The following is a 17,934-nucleotide window of genomic DNA, read 5'->3' as shown; positions in this document are numbered from 1 at the left end:
AGATTTATTTCAATTTTTCTAGTTTTTGGTTAAAATTAGGCTGCGCAAATGTTTGCACAAAAGAAAGAAAATTTATTGCCAAAAATAGATTGATATGCAGACCTATTGATTAGTGTAAATATTACAATATAAAAGTGGAATAAACAAAAAGTGTGTTACTTAAATTTGTATATTTATTTACAATTAAAAATATAATTTTTTCAAACAAATACTCCATAAATTAAAGTTTTCCCACTCGTTTATCAACTATTAACTTTATAATGTCTTGAAATAAAATAGATATTCTTTGAATCTGTGTTTTTTGTTTGAACAAGGAATAATTGTTTTAATAAAGTTTTATTCATGACACTTTTGAATCTGTACAAACAAACCTTGCTTTTTTATTTCTTAACCTTCAAAAAAATCAGAAAAATTGGGTAGTTTTCAGTAATTAAAGCGCTTAATCGTTTGTAGGTTTCTCAAAACCAAATTTTCAAGACCCATTTAATCGTCTATTTAACAAGCATGAAATTTTTTTCCTATTCAATTATTTTATTAATCGGAACGAGCCTTCTATTGAGTTGCAGCAATTCGTCAGAGCCTCAATCTCAGGATGATTCCCCAGAAGAATTATTTACACTCTTATCTTCAGAAAAAACGCATGTCGATTTTCAAAACGTCATAGAGGAAGGACTCAACACCAATGTCTTGATGTATGAATACTTTTATAATGGTGGCGGAGTGGCTGTAGGTGATGTCAATGGCGATGGTTATGAGGATTTATATTTTACGAGTAATATGAATGAAAACAAACTCTATTTGAATAAATCGAAAATGGAGTTTGAAGATATCACCGTTCAAGCTGGCGTTGCTGGACATCAAGGCCCTTGGAAAACTGGCGTTACTATGGTTGATATCAACGGCGACGGCAAGCTTGATATCTATGTTTGTCACTCGGGTAATCTCAGACCTGAGAAAAAAGCCAATGAGCTTTTTGTTAATCAAGGAAACGATGCCAATGGTATCCCAAGGTTTTCGGAAGAAGCAGCAAAATATGGCTTAGATAGCCCTGCGTCGAGTACAAACGCCTATTTTTTTGATGCCGACAAAGATGGAGACCTTGACCTTTTTCTTCTAAATCACAATATCAAATCACTTCCAGTACTTAATTTGTCCGACACAGCCGAATTACTTAAGGTTGATGACTCGGTAAGTGGTTCAAGGTTTTATACCAACGATAAGGGATTTTTTAGAGATATTACCCATCAAGCTGGTATTCAGAGTTCTGCTCTTTCTTATGGCTTGGGCGCAGGTATTGCAGACTTTAACCAAGACGGTTGGCCAGATATTTATGTAAGTAATGACTATGCCGTACCAGATAGATTGTATCTCAATAATCAAAAAGGAGGGTTTTCGGAGGTTAGTCTTGAGCAATTAGGGCATACTTCTAACTTTTCGATGGGTAATGATGTGGCTGATATCAACAATGATTTGTTACCCGATATTTTTACCCTCGACATGCTTCCCGAAGATAATCGTCGCCAAAAACTACTGATGGCGCCCGACAACTACTATAAGTTTGATTTGAGTGTCCAATCGGGTTTTCATCATCAGTATATGCGTAATATGCTACATCTCAACAACGGAAATGGTTCATTTAGCGAAATAGGACAAGTTTCAGGCATTTCGAATACAGATTGGAGCTGGTCTGCGCTATTTGCTGATTATGACAACGATGGCTTGAAAGATTTGTATGTTACCAATGGTTATCTACACGACTACACCAATCTGGATTTTTTGAAATATATGGATGATTTTATAAAACAAAAGCAAGGAGGTTTTCAGCGTGAAGATGTTTTGGAATTGGTCAAAAAAATGCCTTCTTCAAATGTTAGTAACTATATTTTTAGAAATCAAGGAAATCTACAATTTACCAACTTATCTCAAAAATGGGGCTTGAGTCGTCCATCCAATAGTAGTGGTGCAGCTTATGCCGACTTAGATAATGATGGTGACTTGGATTTGATAGTGAATAATATCAATCTCCCTGCCTTTATTTATCAGAACCAAACTAAGCAAAAGTCTGATAATCACTACTTAGGAATCCAATTGAAAGGAAATACACCCAATACGATGGGAGTTGGAGCAACGGTTAGCATATACGCTGGAGGTTATTCTCAGCTTCAAACACAAATGCCTACTCGTGGATTTCAATCGAGTGTAAGTTTTGGTATACATTTTGGTCTAGGAAAAACACAAACAGTTGACTCACTGAAAGTTACTTGGGCGAGCGAAAAAGTTCAAGTATTGAAAAATGTAAAAGCAGACCAAGCCTTAGTTTTGGAAGAAAAAAATGCGACAGATATTACCCCAAAACAATCGGAGGTTAATACTTATTTTGTCGAAACTACCGCTCCTATTCAAAGCGCAGCGGCAAGTATCGTTCAAAATGATTTTAAGCGTCAGTCGCTACTTACACAAGCGATGTCATTTGTCGGACCTGTCATGATTAAAGCCGATGTGAATCAAGATGGACTAGAAGACGTATTTGTAGGCGGTTGTTTTGGTAAAACCAGTGAGTTATTTATCCAAAATAAAGCCAATGGATTTGGCAAGCAAAATGTTGCCACCAAAACCAATGCAGATATCAGCGATGCTATTTTCTTCGATGCTAATGGCGATGGGAAAGTGGACCTCTATGTGGCGTATGGCGGATATCGCAATTTCACCGAAAATGACCCATTGCTCCAAGACCAGCTATTTATCAACAATGGAAAAGGCGGATTTACCTTAAGTGCCTCTGCCCTGCCTGCTATGCCTGTCAGTACAGGTTGTGTAAGAGTAGGCGATGTAAATCAAGACGGAAAACCTGATTTGTTTGTTGGAGGACGAGTAATTCCGGGAAGATATCCAGAAACGCCACGAAGTTATATACTTATCAACCAAGGTAATGGCACTTTCAAAGATCAAACTCCAGCAGATTTACAAAAAATTGGGATGGTGACAGACGCCGCTTTTGTGGATTTGAATCAGGATAAAAAACAGGAACTCGTGGTAATAGGAGAATGGATGCCTGTTTCTGTATACAGTATTCAAGGAAATGTGGCAGAAAATCAGAGCAACAAGTATTTTGACAAAAACTATCAAGGTTGGTGGAATAAACTAATAGTAGAAGATTTGAATAACGACGGTAAACCAGAACTCCTACTAGGAAATTATGGTTTGAATAGCCAATGTAAAGTAAGTTTTAAAGAACCTGCAGAGTTATATTTCAAAGATTTTGACCAAAACGGAACGGTTGACCCCATTTTGTGTACTTACATTCAAGGAAAGTCCTATCCTTACCTTACCCGCGACGAATTACTGGAACAACTTACTGTTAAACGTAAAAAATTCACCAGCTATGACAGTTATGGAGATGCCACGCTGAAAGATATTTTTGACGAAACAGAACTCGAAGGTGCTACAAAGTTAACAGCCAATTATCTCAAGACAGGCTATTTCACTCTAAATCCGCAAGGAAAATTTGAAGAAAAGTCTCTTCCACTTGAGGCGCAGTTTGCACCAATTCATACGCTTTTGATTGTTGACTACAATAAAGATGGCAAAAAAGACTTAGTGCTAGCAGGTAATCAAAACATCACTCGCCTTAAATTTGGTAAAACTGATGCCAACTATGGTTTACTTTTACAAGGAGACGGAAAAGGAAATTTTGCAAGCATCCCACAAAACAAATCAGGTCTGAAAATCAAAGGGGATGTTCGTTCGGCAATACAGTTAGGCCAGACCATAGTTTTTGGTATCAATCAGCAAGCGCCAAAGGCTTATAAGATTCATTAAGAAACACAAGTGTTATTTTTTTATTAAAAAGCGGTCGAAAAATATGTTTTCGACCGCTTTTTTGATGCTACTATACTAGAAATAAATGGATTAGACGCAATCATTGCATCTCTACTGATAAAATACAAACTTTTACATAATCAGTCGCTCGCCCATCGCTAAATTCGGGATGACGCATGTTTTCCATAGAATACAGATAGTTAAACGGTTGGCTCTGTAGGCTCTTCAGGGCTTATTTCTTTCAGTACTTCACCCTCCTCTTCTTTTTTACCTGTAAAAAATCTCCAAATAGCAGACACTCCTGCACCGATGGCAACAATTAGCAGTTTACCAAATTTAAGAAGCGGCGCAAAAAACTTAGCTAAAACACCTAAAATCCCCAATTTTGCTAGAACCTTTCCTGCTACCAATCCACCTATACCTACAGCAGCAATCTTATCTGCACTAGGGTTAAAATCAGCATATTTGTTTCCATCAGTAAACTCTACAATATCAAGTACCTTATTGATATCTTTATTAACCAGCGGAAATTCAGCCATTCCAGCTACTGCATTGAGAACAAGTACTCCTTTTCGCCCTAAAATTCGTATATTGTAATTTAGGGTGTTTTCCGAGCCTCCTTCAAACTTAAGTTCTTTTGCCCAATGCAAAATTTTACGATTTTTGTCATAAAAAGGTTTGGCCGCCCAACCTACGATTTGAATAGCAGGATAACCCTCCTTTTTTCTTTCCTCATTTTCAGACTCTGTATCCTCTTGCATGTCTTTTAATAAATCATCATAATTAATTTCATCAGCGTCATCGTCTTTTACATAACCCAGTTCATCCCATTCAACTACAAAAGCATAGGCGTTTTCATCTGTGATTTTCATTTTTTCGGGTAAAATAATCCCATAAACTCCCTCGCTTGGTGGATTACCCCATAATTCTGTCAGTACTTGATTTGATTGTTCAGGATTAATGTATTTAAACCCAGCAGGAATCTTCAGTTTTGCCAAATTGTTGGAAAGTGTAATAGTACCTGTTTGATACTTGATTGCTGTTTCAACCGAATCAAGGTAGGCTTGTTGAGCTTTGAGTAGTTCAGCTTCTGTTAAAGTTTCTTTAGCTTTTTTTTGGGCAAAAGTATTCAGCCCTGTCAAGCACATCAGTGCAAGAAGTAGAAAAATTCTCTTCATAGGAAATTATAAAAGATTTAGTGAATTGTGATAATAGTTTACAGAAGCGAGCTTTGGTGTCGAAAAATAGGTTAGAATTTAGTAAGGTGAACTATCTTTCTTTGAAGCATCTCAAATGTAAGTTCCTGAAAATTAAGAATAAATTTTAATATTTTAAACTTTATTGAATAAAAAAACGAATTGCCATAAATACAAATCAATTGTGCATTTATGGCAATTCGTTTTTTTGAGAAAAAGTAAATTCAAAGCTAATAGCTTAGTCCTTTACCTAAGTACTCAAGCTAAATAATGAGCTGTGAATTTCGCAATGCTATACATGCAAAACTCAGCACTCATACCTAATACAACACCCATGTATCTTTAGAGCCTCCACCTTGAGACGAGTTTACTACCAAAGAGCCTTTTCGCAAGGCCACACGAGTTAAACCTCCCGGAATTACCTGAACACCATCTCCATAAAGAATATAAGGACGTAAATCTACGTGACGCCCTTCTGCATGGTCATCAATAAAACATGGTACACGCGACAACGAAATTGTAGGCTGAGCAATATAATTTCTTGGGTTTTCTATAATACGCTTTTTGAACAACTCTTGTTCTTCTTTCGTCGATTTTGGCCCAATCAACATACCGTAGCCACCTGCTTCGTTTGCTTCCTTCACTACGAGCTTTTCTATATTTTCTAATACATATTTGCAATCATCCTCCTCGCCACAAATGTAGGTTTCTACGTTAGGAATGATTGGCTCCTCGCCCAAATAGTACTTAATAATACGAGGAACATAAGCATAAATCACCTTGTCATCGGCAACACCAGTACCAGGAGCATTGGCTAAAGCCACACGACCAGCTTTATAAACATCCATCAAACCTGGAATACCAATCAGCGAATGAGGATTAAAAGTGTGTGGGTCTAAGAAAGTATCATCGATTCGACGATAGATTACATCTACAATCTGGAAACCTTTAGTTGTGCGCATTTTTACGTAACCATCATGCACTACCAAGTCACGGGTATCAACTAGCTCCACACCCATTTGCTGCGCCAAATATGAATGCTCAAAATACGCAGAATTATAAATCCCAGGCGTGAGTACCACAATAGTAGGATTAGGGCGATCACTGATATATTGCAACATTTGCAACAAGCGTGTTGGATAATCCGAAATAGGTTGAACTCTTGTTTTGCCTAGCACTTCTGGAAAAGTTCGCTTAAGGAGCTCACGATTTTCGAGCATATAACTTACTCCTGAAGGACAACGAAGATTGTCTTCTAGTACCATAAACTGACCATCATCACCACGAATCAAATCCGTCCCCGTAATATGAATCCAAATGCCTTTGGGAGGTTTAAGCCCAATACATGGTTTCAAAAAATTCTTAGAAGATTCTATCAACTCACGAGGGACAATACCATCTTTGAGGATTTTTTGGTCGTTGTAAATATCGTCCAAAAACATATTCAAGGCCGTAATGCGCTGAATCAAGCCTTTTTCAGTTTTTGCCCAATCGTCAGCAGCCACCACTCGCGGAATAATGTCTACTGGCATGATACGCTCAGTACCTTCGTTTTCGGAATACACGTTAAAAGTAATGCCCAAGGCCATCAACGAACGCTCTGCCGCTTGATGACGACGAAGAAACTCCTCAACGCCCAATTGCTCGGCACGTTCTTTGAAGGCTTCATATCCTATTCGTACATTTCCATCTGCATCGAACATTTCATCGTAAAATCCTTCTGTATTGTAATTATTGAAGCTAAAGTTCATAGGCTTTCTTTTAGTGTTTTGTTCAGAACGTAAAACCTAATTTATTAAAATTATATTTTGTTTCAAAATTGATTCACCAAACAATATTTTGAAAATAATAAATTTATAGTATTTTTTAAATGGAACATTATAAATTAAAAAGAATTTGTTTCAAAAATAAGTATTTTTACTTACTATATTTTTTTGAGTATTTTCAAAAATCTCAAAAAGCTTCCAAAACCGCCTTTACCATTCCATCCAAGGCCTTATTATCAATCCATCTTAGCACCATTACCAAATCATGCTCGGGGTCGACATACACCATATTGGTACCGTTTCCTAAATGATAATACACATTGGGCGAAGCACTCGGTAGCAATTTCTGATTTGTATTCAAAAACCAGTTCATATACCCGTAAGTAGGCTCGGCTGTAGTTGGCGTTAAGGCTTGTTTAATCCAATTTTCCGAAATAAGTTGTTGCTCTTTCCAACGCCCTTTTCTTAAACATAACAGTCCAAATCTGGCCATATCATAGGCATTGATAAACATACCGCCACCCCAATGTCCGCCACCACTCACCGATTGAACAGGCTGACCATCCAATACAATCCAAGCATTGCGATACCCCGTCCACCGCCAAGTATTCGAGGCTCCAATCGGGTCCATTATCATAGTTTTGAGTACCTGTGGCAATGGTTTACGCCAAACGCTCGTAGCTGCCAATGCCAAGGCATTTACTCGTACATCGTTGTATTCGTATACTGCTCCAGGAGCATGGCGGGGTCGGGTAGTCCATTCGGCAGGATTAGCACTTGGTCTGTCGGCCCATTCGGGTTTACCCCAGAGCGTTCCCTCCCAATCACTTGTTTGGCGCAATAAATGATCCCAAGTAATTTTACGATTATGTGGTGTATCAAAGGGTTTGAGCAATTCGGGTTTGCCATAATCCTCGGCTGGACGAGCAACGGGTTCTCCATAAACCTCAATCGGTGGAACATATTTATATACTGTATCATTGACAGAACCAATAAGCCCATTTTCAACAGCCAAACCAACCACAGTCGACAAAAAACTTTTGGTTACCGAGTGCGTCATATCGCAACGTTGTGGCTCGCCCCAAGTTGCAACGATATAGCCTTTATGAATAATCACCCCCGTAGGCTCGCCTCTTTCTGCAAAGGGTCCAATTCCGATACCATAAGGTTCTTTACCGAAAGTCTGGTAATGATTCACCTCCATATTTCGGGGATTCTTGATTTCATGCGATTTGGCAAACTCCATAGCAGCTTGGATTTTATCAGATTTTAAACCCACACTCTCAGGCGATTTTATCTGCCACTCTCTTGCTTCGGGATAGTATAGGATTGGACTAACTGAGACAGATTTTTTTTGTGAAAAACCTACTATTGATTCACAAAAAAAGAAAAGAACGAGTACAATTTTTTTCATAAGGTTTTTAGTTGGGATGCTTGTCGTCAGACTCAAATCAAAACGCCCTCCGATGCGTCAAATTTACAGTACATCTGTTGAGATTGGTTCTTGCAGAAAGAAAAAATTACCTTCTTCCATAAACAAAGAGGAATATTAAGAAAGTCTTAATAGTTTTGTACGCATAAAAACAAAACAGATTAATTATGGCAACTTGGTATTTGGCAAAAATTCGTTACCAGAGAGAGGACGAGGCAGGCTCATTGAAAACCATCAACGAAGCGTATTTGATTGATGCAGTATCTTACACCGACGCAGAGGCTAGAGTTTTTGAGATTGTAGCCAGCAATACACCCGAATTTCAAATTACAAACCTTACCAAAATGAAATTGAGTGAGGTGTTTTTTGAAGACAACAATGCCGAAACGTGGTTTAAAGCAAAAGTACAGTATATTTCTTTTGATGAAAAATCTCAAAAAGAAAAGAAAACAGCGCACATGATGCTCATCAATGCCAACGACCCAGGTGAGGTATATACTTTACTAAAAAAGAACTTAGGCAATCTCAACGATTACCAAATTACCGATATTAATATTACAACCATCTTGGAAGTATGCCCTTACGAGCCAGAAAACGAAATGCTTAAAAAAGGCAATTTTCGTCCAGTAGCAGAAGTATTGGCCGAACAAGAAGCTAATTCTCAAGCATAACAAGGTAGAAGATTTTTAGAAAAGGGTACATACACAATCGCTGTTTTGTACCCTTTTTGCTATTTTTGGAAAGAAGTAAAACGCTCACAAGCACCCTTATGCGATTGAGTATTCCTTACGCTTTTAAATTTTACAAAATGAACAATCAAGATATTCTGGATATTCTCGAACTAACAGTCAAATTATTGGAACTGCATGACGAGAATGAATTTAAAATAAAAAATCTCAGCTTTGCTGTTCGAGCATTAGACAAAGCTACCGAAGACTTTATCACTACTCCTGTAGCACAATTGGCGGCTATTCAAGGGGTTGGGAAAAGTACGGCTTCCAAAATCGAAGAAATTCGTACTACAGGACAACTTGCGGAGTTGAACGAACTATTAAATAAAACGCCAGAAGGAATTTTGGAGATGTTCAAAATCAAAGGAATTGGCCCTAAAAAAGTGCGCATGATTTGGCAAGAGTTGGGAATTACCGATACTCGTGAATTATTGCTAGCTTGTGAGAATGGCGAAGTGGCCAAACTCAAAGGTTTTGGGGACAAAATTCAAGAGAGCATCAAGCAATCTATTCTTTACAACCAATCCAATTCTGGTAAATTAAGAATGGAAAAAGGGCAAGAAATCGCCGATTTTATCCTTGATATCCTTGAGCCAGTTTTTGAACATGTTCAGATTGTAGGGGATATTCGCCGTAAAAACGAAGTGGTTGAGTCTATTCAATTGGTAGTGGGGCACGATCAACCTTGGGAGGTACAACAATTGCTCAACGCTACTCCTACCCTACAACAAAACGAAAAAGATTCGTCACCATTTACTTGGCGTGGCAATATCGAAGGCAAATTGATTCCTATCGAAGTGACTATTTGTCCCGAGAAACAATTTATCAATCAAGGCTTTATATTTAGTGCTTCAGCAAAACACTTGGCGAAGCATCATATTTATCAGACCGTTCAAAATCAAACTTTTGATTCTGAGGAGGCTATTTATGCCAAAGTAGGCATTCCATATATCATTCCTGAAATGCGAGAAGGAACATTTGAGTTTGATTGGATTCAAAAACACAACAACGACCAACTCGTAACTTGGGACTCGCTCAAAGGTATTTTACACAATCACTCTACCTATTCGGACGGGAAAAACACCTTGGCTGAAATGGCCAATTACTGTCGTGAATTGGGCTTTGAATATCTAGGTATTGCCGACCACTCCAAAACAGCCTCATACGCAAGAGGGCTCAACGAAGCAAGAATAGCAGAGCAACATGCCGAAATCGACCAGCTAAACGCACAATATGCCCTTGAAGACAAACCTTTTAAGATTTTGAAAGGAATAGAATCAGATATTTTGGGTGATGGTGCTTTGGATTATGATGAAGAAATATTAAAAAGCTTCGATTATATCGTGGCTTCGGTACATCAAAATCTGAAAATGACTGAAGAAAAAGCCATGTATCGTTTGATAAAAGCCATAGAAAATCCCTATACAACGATTTTGGGGCATCCAACAGGCCGATTGTTACTATCGAGAGCGGGTTATCCTGTAGACCATTACAAACTAATTGATGCTTGTGCTGCCAATGGTGTTGTGATTGAAATCAATGCAAGCCCTTATCGTTTGGATTTGGATTGGAGATATATTCAATATGCTTTGGAGAAAAACGTCAAACTGTCTATTAACCCAGATGCCCACGAAAAAGAAGGGTATTTTGATATGCACTTTGGTGTTGCCAACGCCCGTAAAGGTGGCTTAACAGCAGATATGACTTTTAACGCTTTGAGTTTATCCGAAATAGAAGAGTATTTGAGTGGTAGAAAAAAGAAATAGGCTCCGCTGTTTCAAGTTTAACAACTTGGAACAATAAATCAATGAAAGTCTCCGACTGCCCCACCAGCACAGCCAGTAGCAAAGATTGAATATTTTGTGTATTCAGTTTGAGCAAAGTCGCAGTCGGAGACTGCTTTTTATTCGGCGTTCCAAGTTCTTAAACTTGAAACAGCATGGAAACACTTTTTTGATAAAAATTAGTAGAACAAGCCAAATTCTCGAATTTGGCTTGACTTGTGTTTAAGAAGAAAAAAACTAGCCCATTAAGTGTTTTATTTCTTTTTCACTCAAGCCAGTTATATCACAAATCTGCTCAAGAGATAAGCCCATCTGTTTCATTTTTTGAGCGACTAATATTTTCTCTTTTTTTCGACCTTCTTCCTCAGCAGTTTTTACTACCTCCTTCACTTCAATGTAGGTCAGTAAACTTTCTTGATATTGTTCGTATTGCTCAGGAGTCATTTTGGCTAATTCAGCAACACTAAAGGCTTTTTCAAAAATATCTTCTTCTAAAATATGAGGAATAGAATCAAATGTATCTAAGTTTTTCAGAAAGTAAATCCACTTATCAAAATGTGTTTCTAATTCAGAAGCGTCTTTCTCAAACAGAGGCATTTGGATAAACTTAAAAGTCAAATTATCATAAAAAACATCTCCATCTTGATCTTTCAGTTTCACTGATCTTAAAAACTTTTGTCTTTCTTCCTGTTCATCGTATCGAAAGTCCAAAATAGCAATCATGTAGATAGGTGTCAATTTAAAATCCCAATCACCTCTTTTGGCTTGTTCACGAATGGGGATAGTTGCGTAAAATAGAGACCTATCCTTAAAAAAATTAACTTTGGCTTTTTGCATTTCAACGATAAACCTTTCTCCTTCCGTAGACTGACAATGAATATCAAAGATAGCTTTCCTATCCTGAGATAGTTCTCCGATAACCTCACCATTTCGAAATTGCAAATTGGCAATTTGATGATGCTTAGGCAACAGTTGATTCAAAAAATCAATTAGTAGGTCCTTATTTGCCTCTTCTCCAAATATTTTTTTGAACCCAAAATCAGTATATGGATTGATATATTTCGACATTTTCGTACAGCAAATGCTTTTATCGTTGAAAGTATAAATTAGTACCCCCGCTGTTTCAAGTTTAACAACTTGGAACAATAAATCAATGAAAGTCTCCGACTGCCCCACCAGCACAGCCAGTAGCAAAGATTGAATATTTTGTGTATTCAGTTTGAGCAAAGTCGCAGTCGGAGACTGCTTTTTATTCGGCGTTCCAAGTTCTTAAACTTGAAACAGCTATCGTAAAAGTTGAAGATACCCTTCTGATTATAAATATCTGCAAATGACCAATATACTGTTAACTAATAACGTTTTCCCACTTATTTACCTTAAATAAAACAACGCTATTTTTTACGAATTCAATAAATAAACACCTTTGCCATCAGCATGATAGCGACGAGCTAGTGCTGGTATTCTTTTAAAAAGTTTAGGAACCAAGTTAGCTTTGTCGATAATAACTTCTGGGGTATCTTTTTCAAAGTTTCTTAGGATACTTATCACGTTTTCGTAATTATCTAAATTTTCTAATTCATATTTTGCCAAGTTCCAGTTGAGGTAAGGCGTGGCTGCATAGTTATCGAGGTATTCCTCCATGCCATTCCCCAAAACAAGTACTTTTTTATTTTTAAAAGAAAATGAGCTATTTCGTTTAATCCTCAAATTATTTAGTTTGGCAAACGACTCGTTGCCATCGTTAGAACCTTGAAAATACAAAACAATCATTACTGCCAAACTACCCAAAAAGAGCGCCTCTGCCATGAGCGTTTTCTTAAAACTATTAAAAAAATGAGTAGCGAAAAACGCCAAGGCCGGCACAAAAATAATAAACTGCATTGGTGCCAAAAACGGCATCAGACCAATTGAAAGCAAGCCAGTCAAGCCCCAAAGCATCATGACCTGCTGACAACGTAGCTGAAAATTGACAAAACCCGTTGCATTTACTAATCTCAAAAAACCTAGAATACCAAAGGTAAATGGTAAAAATAAGGTAGCAATCAGTGTTCGAAAATCGTTGAGGTTATATTGTCGTATTTGAAATACCGAAGAAATAAAGATTTGGAAAAAATCATCGTAAGTGCCGTCCAAATAAAAAAACAGCCCCGTTAGAAACAATGGAAACAAAAAGCCAAAAATTGCTAAAGAATGTTGGCGCAAGGTAGCACCACTAAAGAACAACAAAGACGCAACGGCCCACAAAATAAAAACACATGCTGGCGGGTAAAACAAAGTAGCTATCCCAATCAAGAAACCTATTTCGAATACCTCATCCGTTGCCTCTAATCGATTGACTTGTTTTACAATTGTTCCAAAAGCCAAGAGCAAAAAGCTAGTTCCCATCAATACAGGCGAAAGCGTTGTACAATCGACCGAAATATTGAGGAATAGCGTATACATCAACCCTGGCAGGTAGCTTCTTTTAGGAAAAATATCCCTATTATTAATCACAACATTAAAATAAATTACTTGAAATGCAGCAACCAAAAAAGCCAAAACCTGATAGGCTAAAGGCGAACGCCCAACAAGACTATCTATCCCGGCATAAACCATCGATGAAAGCGGTGCGGTGTTGTCCCAAATATCCGAATACATCACAAAACCCTTGTTTATTTGCTCACCAACAAGCATCCACTGCAACTCTGGTACCAGTTCAGGAGCGCCATTGAGTAGTATAGGAATACGCGTCACAAACAACAAAATCAATAAACTGAATATTTGATAAAGGGCATTTACCCTGAAAAAGCTTAACATAACCAGAACTTTAATTGAAAGGTATTTTTCACGAAATTACAGTTAATCAAATTAAATTCCCGAAATTTGCATTAATATTACAATAGCCCCTCACAAATAACGGAGGTTACGAGCGTGCTATTGGCTTATTTATTCATAAAGGCTCGTGTAGCCGATTTGTAAAGATTAGCGGAAATGGATTCGAAAAGACAACAAAAATTTGCTCGCTTAATTCAAAAAGATTTGAGCGAGATTTTTCAAAAAGATATGCGTAATACTTTTGGCAATGCTTTTATTACTATCACAGATGTAAAAGTTACGCCAGACTTATCTATTGCTCGTATTTATTTGAGCTTTATGCTCGCCAATGATAAAGAAGGCTTGATGCAGGATATTCGTGAAAAAGGCAAACAAATCAGAGGTGTATTAGGACAAAAGATTCGACACCAAGCACGTATTATTCCTGATTTGGAATTTTATTTGGACGATACTGCCGAGTATGCTGCCAAAATGGATAGATTGATCTCAAGTTTGGATATTCCACCTTTGAAAGAAGGTGAACAAATTGGCGACTAACCTTTAGCCCTTGCCGAATTGCGCCTAATCGCAATTTGGCAAAAGCAAACAGTATTCTTGTTTCGAATTATGGATTTATGAAAATCCATAATTCGAAATTTCTTTTATCTCAGTTTATCTTATCTACTTAGAGCTAACTATCATGAATTTGCCTTTCTTTGTTGCGAAACGATATTTTATTGCTCGAAAAAAGACTTCCTTTATTTCACTTATTTCATGGATTTCGATGCTGGGTGTATGCGTTGGAACAATGTCCTTGGTGATAGTCCTGTCGGTATTTAATGGTCTTGAAGCTTTTCAAAAAGGGTTTTTTCGCAGTTTTGATGCCGAAATAAAGGTAAGTGCCAAAAAAGGGAAAAACTTTAGTTGCCCTCCTTCTTTTATCTCCAAACTTCAAGCAATCAATAGTGTGAGTAGCATTACGCAGGTTATTCAAGAAAGCGCCTTGATTCGATATAAAGAAGCTCAAATGGTAGTTACTCTCAAAGGGGTTGACGAAAACTTTCTCAAACAGCAACGGTTGAAATCCAGTATTATCGATGGCGAATTAAGGCTTGGTGGTGAGGGTATTTCTCATGCCGTTGTTGGCTCAGGAGTAGCCTTTACACTTGGTATCGACGTTGATGCTTTTTTTCCACTAGAAACATGGTATCCTCGTAATAACCATAGCAAAACTATTGATTTCAACTCAACAGAGGCATTTAATAGATTAAATTTACTTCCAGTAGGAATTTTTGCTATCGAGCAAGAATACGATAACAACTTTGTGTTTGTTCCACTCAATTTTGCTCAAGAACTATTTGAGTATGGAAACAAACGTACTTCTTTAGAAATCCAAGTAAAAGACCCTAAGCAAATCCCTGAAATCCAAAATGATATTCAGGAATTATTGGGTGAAGATTTTGTAGTACAAAACCAAGATGAACAACATGCCAGCTTGTTACGAGCTATCAAAATAGAAAAACTTTTTGTGTTTCTTACGCTATCCTTTATTATCGGAATAGCCAGTTTTAATATCTTCTTCTCGCTTTCGATGCTCGCTATTGAGAAAAAGCCCGATGTCAAAACCCTTCGAGCTATGGGAGCTTCAAAAAGTATTATCAAACGAATATTCTTGTATGAAGGTGCGATTGTTGCGTTTAGTGGTGCTTTAGTAGGCTTGGTGTTAGGTTTTACTATCTGCTGGCTTCAAAAAATGTATGGATTTGTTTCGATGGGAATAGTTGGCTCATTGGTGGATGCTTATCCCGTAGAAATGCGTTTTAATGATTTCTTCTTTACGGCGGTTGTCGTAATCATCATGACCCTTGCGGCTTCCTATTTTCCAGCCAAACGTGCGGTGAAATTTTAAAAAAATCTCTTCAGTTGTCTTGGTTTAAACTGAAGAGATTTTTTTTACTTTGTTCCATTACATCTATCAGGTATAACACCCACCATTTTTCGCCTTGCGGTGCTCTCCATAACCTCTGTCATCTCCATTCTATCTGTAAATAAGCCTGACTTAATATCACATTGGACATAGTACACTTTACCGCCTTCCAAATCGATTTGTAATTTTTCTTTATCAGGAATATTTAATCCTCCTGCTACGTTGGTAAAGGTACATTTCTGAGGAACTGTTCGGTACACCAAATAACGATTATTACTTAGGCGTCATAGCTCTACCCCATTTGCACGAATAGTAAAATTGACTAAGGCTCTCCAAAGTTGACTACCTCTGTAAAACACAACAGTAGCCGAATCAGGTGAAGAGCTTGGAAGAGGAAGAGGATTTTGGTCTTGACCAAAAGAACAGGTCGAACAACCGAAAATAATTAAACAGGCAACGAGTGTTTTTTTCATTGTAGAATTTTTTTGATGTATAAACGATTTTTATAATTTTTGATGAAGCTAGCTAATTTTCTTTATTCATAAAAGAATTTATTCTTCTGTTTATCAAAAACATGAGTCATCCCAAATTTTAAGATTGGGATTATCCTCCATAATTTTCATAAAAAAGGGGTCGGAATATATTTCCCGACCCCTTTTTTGAGGCTATCATGCTAGATTTACTTGGTTTGAGACGCAAGCATTGAGACGCAAGCATTGCGTCTCTACTCGGAGAATCTAAATTTTAACATAATCACTCATCCGCTCAATCGCTAAATTAGGGATGACTCATGTTTAACAAATATCGTGTATAAAGAACTATATTAAACCGTCTATTTCTGAAATATAACCTATTCTTTACCTTATTTTTTGTAAAAACAAAGGTATTTTACTCTATTTCCAAAATCAGAAATCCCCAATCTACAATAGTTTGAATTGCTTTGTACAGTCCTAATTACACATTCTGTAATTCACCCTCCAATTTAGATACCACACAAGTTGCCACGGCATTACCTGCTACCGAAGTTGCCGAACGTCCCATATCTAAGAATGGGTCGACGCCCAAAATGAGGGCAATTCCTTCCGTAGGTAAATCAAACATGGCTAGCGTTCCTGCAATTACAACCAATGAAGCACGAGGTACACCTGCGATACCTTTTGAAGTAATCATCAAGGTTAAAAGCATCGTAATTTGTTGTTCTAATGACAAAGGTACGCCATACGCCTGAGCAATAAAGCCCGTAGCAAAGGTCATGTACATCATTGAACCATCGAGATTGAAGCTGTAACCTAATGGCAATACAAAACCAATGATACGTTGAGAACATCCAAAGCGTTCTAAAGCCGCTATAGTTTGCGGGAATGATGCTTCAGAACTGGCAGTACTAAATGACAAAAACAAGGCATCTTTTACTTCAGCCAATAATTTCCAATAAGGGATTTTCATGACCAAGCAGATTGCCCAAAGTATGACAAATATGAAGAAAAGTAGCCCCCCAAAGAAACAAAGCAATAAGTAAGCATAGCTTACCAAAATGCCTAAACCTTTGCTTGCAACCACCGCCGTCATGGCACCCAACACCCCAAAAGGCGCAAGTTCCATCACATAACCTACTACTTTGAATACTGCCTCGGCTAATGAATCTATCGCTTTGATAATGATTTTACCTTTATCCCCAATAGAGCCTAGGGCAATACCAAAAAAGATTGAGAATACAACAATTTGAAGAATTTCATTTTCGGCAAGAGCTTTGAACAAACTATCAGGGAAAATATGTAAGATAAAGTCTTCTATCGACTTCATTTTGCTACCTGTAATGCCTGTATCTGTACCAGCTTGTGGGCGAGGCCATTGTTGCACTTCGCCAGGACGGGTTACGTTCACGACCACCATCCCAACAATTAAAGAAAGAATAGTTGCAAAATAAAAATACAATAAGGTCTTGATGCCAATACGACCTACTACCTTGAAATCCCCTAATTTGGCAATCCCTACTACCAATGTACAAAATACCAAAGGCCCAACAATCATCTTGATGAGCTTGAGGAATACCTTACTGAGGATTTGAAATTTTGATGAAATGGACGCCGCCGCCTCTGGACTCATACTCACATTCAGAAATTGTCCGATGGCTACACCAATCACAAAACCCAATAGAATTTTTGTCGTAATGTTTAATTTCATTTGATAAATGTTTAGTCTGTAATACGAAGTTTTCTTCCCATTAGAGAATGTTTAAATTTTATTAATCATTAAAAATGAAAAAGTTTATATTTGTTTATATGAAATCCTACTGTTTGAGCCGAAGGCGAGTTTAGGATTTCTTGACTTTCTTTTGTTACTTTTCTTGTGTCAAGACAAGAAAAGTAAGGAGTGTCGAAAGGAAATTGAGTTCTTTCAAAAATGCCAAATAAAATTTTCAAACATACTCTTAGTGGATTTTGAATTAACGAAATAAAGCAAAAAATCCACTCTTTGCAAATAGA

The 17,934-nt window shown here is 37.4% G+C and carries 13 protein-coding genes; 5 read left to right on the top strand and 8 right to left on the bottom strand.

The window, feature by feature from the left end; genetic code table 11:
- Nucleotides 1-504: 504 nt before the first annotated feature.
- A complete protein-coding gene (locus tag ACOVQ4_RS07530; RefSeq protein WP_421820039.1) occupies nt 505-3,819 on the top strand; it encodes a VCBS repeat-containing protein in 3,315 nt (1,104 codons plus the stop codon).
- Nucleotides 3,820-4,019: 200 nt separating this feature from the next.
- On the opposite strand, the gene ACOVQ4_RS07525 is transcribed toward ACOVQ4_RS07530, so the two are convergent.
- From ACOVQ4_RS07525 to ACOVQ4_RS07515, 3 genes are all read right to left on the bottom strand, one after another.
- Complete coding sequence (locus ACOVQ4_RS07525) at nt 4,020-4,997, bottom strand: DUF2167 domain-containing protein (RefSeq protein WP_421820038.1); 978 nt, start codon at nt 4,995-4,997, stop codon at nt 4,020-4,022.
- Nucleotides 4,998-5,335: 338 nt separating this feature from the next.
- Nucleotides 5,336-6,766 carry a circularly permuted type 2 ATP-grasp protein gene (locus ACOVQ4_RS07520; protein WP_421820037.1) on the bottom strand — a complete coding sequence of 477 codons (1,431 nt, stop codon included), beginning with the start codon at nt 6,764-6,766 and terminating at the stop codon, nt 5,336-5,338.
- Between the two features lie 202 nt (nt 6,767-6,968).
- Nucleotides 6,969-8,195, bottom strand: a complete 1,227-nt coding sequence (locus tag ACOVQ4_RS07515; protein WP_421820036.1) for a serine hydrolase domain-containing protein — start codon at nt 8,193-8,195, stop codon at nt 6,969-6,971.
- A 185-nt stretch (nt 8,196-8,380) separates the two neighbouring features.
- On the opposite strand from ACOVQ4_RS07515, the gene ACOVQ4_RS07510 reads away from it, so the two are divergent.
- Together ACOVQ4_RS07510 and ACOVQ4_RS07505 are read left to right on the top strand one after the other, a co-directional pair.
- Nucleotides 8,381-8,884 carry a DUF4494 domain-containing protein gene (locus ACOVQ4_RS07510; protein ID WP_095166543.1) on the top strand — a complete coding sequence of 168 codons (504 nt, stop codon included), beginning with the start codon at nt 8,381-8,383 and terminating at the stop codon, nt 8,882-8,884.
- A 137-nt stretch (nt 8,885-9,021) separates the two neighbouring features.
- Nucleotides 9,022-10,710: a PHP domain-containing protein gene (locus tag ACOVQ4_RS07505; RefSeq protein WP_421820035.1), complete on the top strand. Its 1,689-nt coding sequence runs from the start codon at nt 9,022-9,024 to the stop codon at nt 10,708-10,710.
- A gap of 255 nt (nt 10,711-10,965) precedes the next feature.
- On the opposite strand, the gene ACOVQ4_RS07500 is transcribed toward ACOVQ4_RS07505, so the two are convergent.
- Both ACOVQ4_RS07500 and ACOVQ4_RS07495 read right to left on the bottom strand, forming a co-directional pair.
- Nucleotides 10,966-11,796 (bottom strand): Rpn family recombination-promoting nuclease/putative transposase, encoded by an 831-nt coding sequence (locus ACOVQ4_RS07500; protein ID WP_421820034.1) that lies wholly within the window; start codon nt 11,794-11,796, stop codon nt 10,966-10,968.
- Nucleotides 11,797-12,126: 330 nt separating this feature from the next.
- Nucleotides 12,127-13,524: a hypothetical protein gene (locus ACOVQ4_RS07495; protein WP_421820033.1), complete on the bottom strand. Its 1,398-nt coding sequence runs from the start codon at nt 13,522-13,524 to the stop codon at nt 12,127-12,129.
- Nucleotides 13,525-13,698: 174 nt separating this feature from the next.
- Between ACOVQ4_RS07495 and rbfA the strand changes: the two genes are divergently transcribed.
- Both rbfA and ACOVQ4_RS07485 read left to right on the top strand, forming a co-directional pair.
- Complete coding sequence (gene rbfA, locus ACOVQ4_RS07490; protein ID WP_421820032.1) at nt 13,699-14,079, top strand: 30S ribosome-binding factor RbfA; 381 nt, start codon at nt 13,699-13,701, stop codon at nt 14,077-14,079.
- A 142-nt stretch (nt 14,080-14,221) separates the two neighbouring features.
- A complete protein-coding gene (locus ACOVQ4_RS07485; RefSeq protein ID WP_421820031.1) occupies nt 14,222-15,430 on the top strand; it encodes an FtsX-like permease family protein in 1,209 nt (402 codons plus the stop codon).
- A gap of 44 nt (nt 15,431-15,474) precedes the next feature.
- Here ACOVQ4_RS07485 and ACOVQ4_RS07480 read toward each other — a convergent pair whose 3' ends face one another.
- From ACOVQ4_RS07480 to ACOVQ4_RS07470, 3 genes are all read right to left on the bottom strand, one after another.
- The gene (locus ACOVQ4_RS07480; RefSeq protein WP_421820030.1) at nt 15,475-15,711 is read right to left on the bottom strand and encodes a hypothetical protein; all 237 of its coding nucleotides are present in this window, start codon (nt 15,709-15,711) and stop codon (nt 15,475-15,477) included.
- A 21-nt stretch (nt 15,712-15,732) separates the two neighbouring features.
- Nucleotides 15,733-15,921: a hypothetical protein gene (locus ACOVQ4_RS07475; protein WP_421820029.1), complete on the bottom strand. Its 189-nt coding sequence runs from the start codon at nt 15,919-15,921 to the stop codon at nt 15,733-15,735.
- Between the two features lie 481 nt (nt 15,922-16,402).
- Nucleotides 16,403-17,632 carry a dicarboxylate/amino acid:cation symporter gene (locus ACOVQ4_RS07470; protein WP_421820028.1) on the bottom strand — a complete coding sequence of 410 codons (1,230 nt, stop codon included), beginning with the start codon at nt 17,630-17,632 and terminating at the stop codon, nt 16,403-16,405.
- Nucleotides 17,633-17,934: the final 302 nt, after the last annotated feature.

This window comes from Flectobacillus sp., from assembly GCF_049240685.1.
GTDB lineage: Bacteria > Bacteroidota > Bacteroidia > Cytophagales > Spirosomataceae > Flectobacillus.
Note: the sequence above shows the minus strand (reverse complement) of the source record. Positions and strands in the feature narration are given on the sequence as shown.